General features: G+C 42.4%; 4 protein-coding genes. 2 read left to right on the forward strand and 2 right to left on the reverse strand.

The annotated features are described in order from the left end of the window. Positions 1–226 precede the first annotated feature (226 nt). Positions 227–1159 (reverse strand): carbohydrate kinase, encoded by a 933-nt coding sequence (locus tag V2I46_07640; GenBank protein ID MEE4177365.1) that lies wholly within the window; start codon positions 1157–1159, stop codon positions 227–229. A 72-nt stretch (positions 1160–1231) separates the two neighbouring features. On the opposite strand from V2I46_07640, the gene V2I46_07645 reads away from it, so the two are divergent. Together V2I46_07645 and V2I46_07650 are read left to right on the forward strand one after the other, a co-directional pair. Beyond that, entirely contained in the window at positions 1232–2104 is an 873-nt protein-coding gene (locus V2I46_07645; GenBank protein MEE4177366.1) for a LytTR family DNA-binding domain-containing protein, read from the forward strand. A gap of 141 nt (positions 2105–2245) precedes the next feature. After that, the gene (locus V2I46_07650; GenBank protein MEE4177367.1) at positions 2246–2554 is read left to right on the forward strand and encodes a hypothetical protein; all 309 of its coding nucleotides are present in this window, start codon (positions 2246–2248) and stop codon (positions 2552–2554) included. A 30-nt stretch (positions 2555–2584) separates the two neighbouring features. Here the strand turns inward: V2I46_07650 and V2I46_07655 are convergent. Then, positions 2585–3003: DUF4440 domain-containing protein (locus tag V2I46_07655; GenBank protein ID MEE4177368.1), on the reverse strand; the 419-nt coding region annotated here is incomplete at its 5' end.

A 3003-nucleotide genomic window follows, 5' to 3' on the forward strand; every position in this document is an offset into this window, starting at 1 on the left:
AAGATATCCCGGTCGACTTCTTCGGCAATGCCAGAGAAGTCTTTTCCTCCCCTTCCACCAACAGCTTTTCAATCAAACTATTATATTACCTGGATTATCAATATTTCAAGCGTAAAAAACCCAGAAAAAAATAAAAGCAATTTTACCTGCAGTATTTTATAAGGAAAAGCAGGCTTGGCAAGGCTTTGGGGGAGAGATTGTTAATGAGATGCCATCTCAGGTAGAATCACTCTGCCAAACCCCTCATTTTACTGGCGAAATCCACGGGAATGTAATTGTCGAGGCTTTTGCATACTATTGAAGCAAATTGGATACCGGTTTCAATGATTTCGTTCCAGGTTTGGAGCGGAAGTACTTGTATATCCTTACTTTCAAGCTTTTTTGTCCACAAAGTATATATTACACCAGCATTAAAACTGTCGCCAGCTCCCACCGTACTTATGGTTTGGATCTCCGGCACCTTGTAAAACTGGTTTTGCTTTTTAGATATTAAATGTACACCTGACTTGTTCATTGTATATATTAAGCATTGGCAACCAGATCTTTGAACTTCACCGAAGGCGTCATGGGGATTATTAATGTTGAATATGTTATTAAAATCCTCATCTGAACCTCTCACTATATCTGCCATGCTAATGTTCTCAAGGATGGCAACCCGGAGTTGATCAATCTCTTTCCTATGGGGGCTTCGGATATTCGGATCGTAAATGACCAGGGCTCCGCGGGCTTTCGCTTTTTTCAAAATGGGGATGATATGGCTGCGGATCTCAGGAAGGAGAGCGTAAAAGGATCCGAACAGAACTATATCGCCCGCTTTGAAGTCAGGTAGGCTAATCTTAAGCCGTTGCCCGGGATAATGTTTGTAAAAGTCATAGCTCGCTTCGCCACCTTCATCAAGGAAAGCAAGGGCCAGGGCCGTCTTTCCTTCTTCAAACCTGCAAATGTGGTCAAGTCCTACACCATTGTCTTTCAGGAAATTTTCAATGACATGGCCAACCTGGTCCATGGCATACTCCGTAAGCATATAAACCGGCATTCCCAGGCGGCCAAGGGATACGGATGTGTTCAACATTGATCCCCCCGGCCTGCTGGCAAAAACCTCTCCATCCCTGAAGAATATATCAAGCAAGGATTCGCCTATGGCATACACTCGGGACATACCAGCAAATATATATCAATTAAAGATGACTATCAGCCATATATGCCTATCTTTATTCGACGTTAAGAAACCATGAAGCTCTCAGATCCCTATCCATATTGTCCAAACCTTAAGAAATCGCTGCTCAGGGCGTTCCTGATCAGTTTGTTTGTAGTGGCATTCCTGGCATTTTTCCAGCCATTCGAGCTGAGCCTGGCAAATTCAAAATACAAGATACTTTTCATCGCAGGTTACGGCGTGGTAAACTTCCTGGTGCTGTTCATTAACACTATGCTTGAACATTATATTGTCCCGTCGGTATTCAAAGAAAGATCCTGGAAAGTATACAAGGAAATGCTATGGATAGCATGGATCCTTTTCACCATAGGCCTGGGCAATTTTTTGTACACGAAATTGGTTTTCAATTTTCCGGAATCTTACCTTTTGGGGTTCCTGCAATTCCAGCTTTACACACTTGCGGTAGGCATATTCCCTGTAATCGTCATTGTGATATTGAATTACAATAAACAATTGCGAAAAAACCTTGAACTGGCCGGCAGGATGGACGAAGAGCTAAAGGAACATGAAAAGGCGGTATCCGTTAACACTAACAATATCAACATCCCCGCCGAGAATCAAAAAGAAAGCCTTCAGGTATCCTTAAACGACCTGCTGTTCATCCAATCTGAAGGGAACTATATCAGCATCTTTTATCGAAATGAAAAAGAAATCAGGCGGTCCGTTTTGCGCAATACATTGAAGAATATTGAAGAAGAACTGGCATCCTGTTTCCCGCCCCTCTCAAAAACCCACAGGTCATACATTGTTAACCTCGATCTTGTCGAAAAGATTCAGGGCAATTCACAGGGACTGCAATTATACCTTCCCGAAATGGATGATTTCATTCCCGTAAGCAGGGCTTATATCAATTCCATCAGGGAAAGGTTAGGTTCAACCAGAAAGTAATTGCCATTCGTCCCGGATTTTTGCCATTCATCCCATCTAATTGCCATTAGTCACAAAACCCTGCAGGCCGTCACATAAAATTGACTTGTAACGCCCTTCAATAGTATGTTTGCAGCATTGTCAAACTTAAAATTTAACGTCATGAAAAAGTATTGGATCTTAATTTTAGCCCTTGTATTGATTATTGCAGGTTTGTTCCTGAACTTATACTATGGGGATATGATGAGTGCAGGTGGTTTCGCAAGAAATTATTTCTCTGCCGGTAACTTCTCCGTTGGAATTTTTTCTGCCGGGATCTTTTCCGCTGGGATTTTTTCCGTTGGCATATTTTCCATAGGGGTGTTTTCCCTCGGCATCTTTAACATCGGGCTGTACGCTGTTGGATTGTTCCTGATTGGATGGAGAAAGAAATACATGGAACTTAAACGGAATGAGTGTCCGGAAGCATAAAAAAAAAAGCCGGCTGTGCCGGCCTTTTTTTTAATTTTTCTTCTCAACCCCACCGTCTTTCTCCTGCGGTTTCTCCTGCGGTTTCTCCTGCGTCATAGCCCAGGGATTCATGTCAGTATTCCAGATTTCAACTTTGATCTTCATACTGTCATCAGTTTTCTCCCAAATGGTTACATACTTTCCGTAATCATTGATGGTTTCTGATGTCTGAGGCATGATGAAGCTGAGTGAATAAGTCCCAATCTCAATAATCATATTACCCGACTTAATAACTTCCAGGGTATTGAGTTTCATATCTGTAATATCCGGCTCCTTCCCTTCCCTCTCTGCATCAAATTTTCTCATGGCCTCAACTCCCTTTATCATTTTCATGTAGCTGGGCATGTAATAGACGTCATCGGCATAGAACGCCATACCGGCTTCCGTATCGCCTTTTATTGCGGCCTCTG

The sequence above is a fragment of the Bacteroides sp. genome (genome assembly GCA_036351255.1).
Taxonomy (GTDB): domain Bacteria; phylum Bacteroidota; class Bacteroidia; order Bacteroidales; family UBA7960; genus UBA7960.

Excerpts from the sequence above, each read along its gene's own strand:
- V2I46_07650 (MEE4177367.1), top strand. The coding sequence starts at position 2,246 with ATGAAAAAGTATTGGATCTTAATTTTAGCCCTTGTATTGATTATTGCA.
- V2I46_07645 (MEE4177366.1), top strand. The coding sequence starts at position 1,232 with ATGAAGCTCTCAGATCCCTATCCATATTGTCCAAACCTTAAGAAATCG.
- V2I46_07640 (MEE4177365.1), bottom strand. The coding sequence starts at position 1,159 with ATGTCCCGAGTGTATGCCATAGGCGAATCCTTGCTTGATATATTCTTC.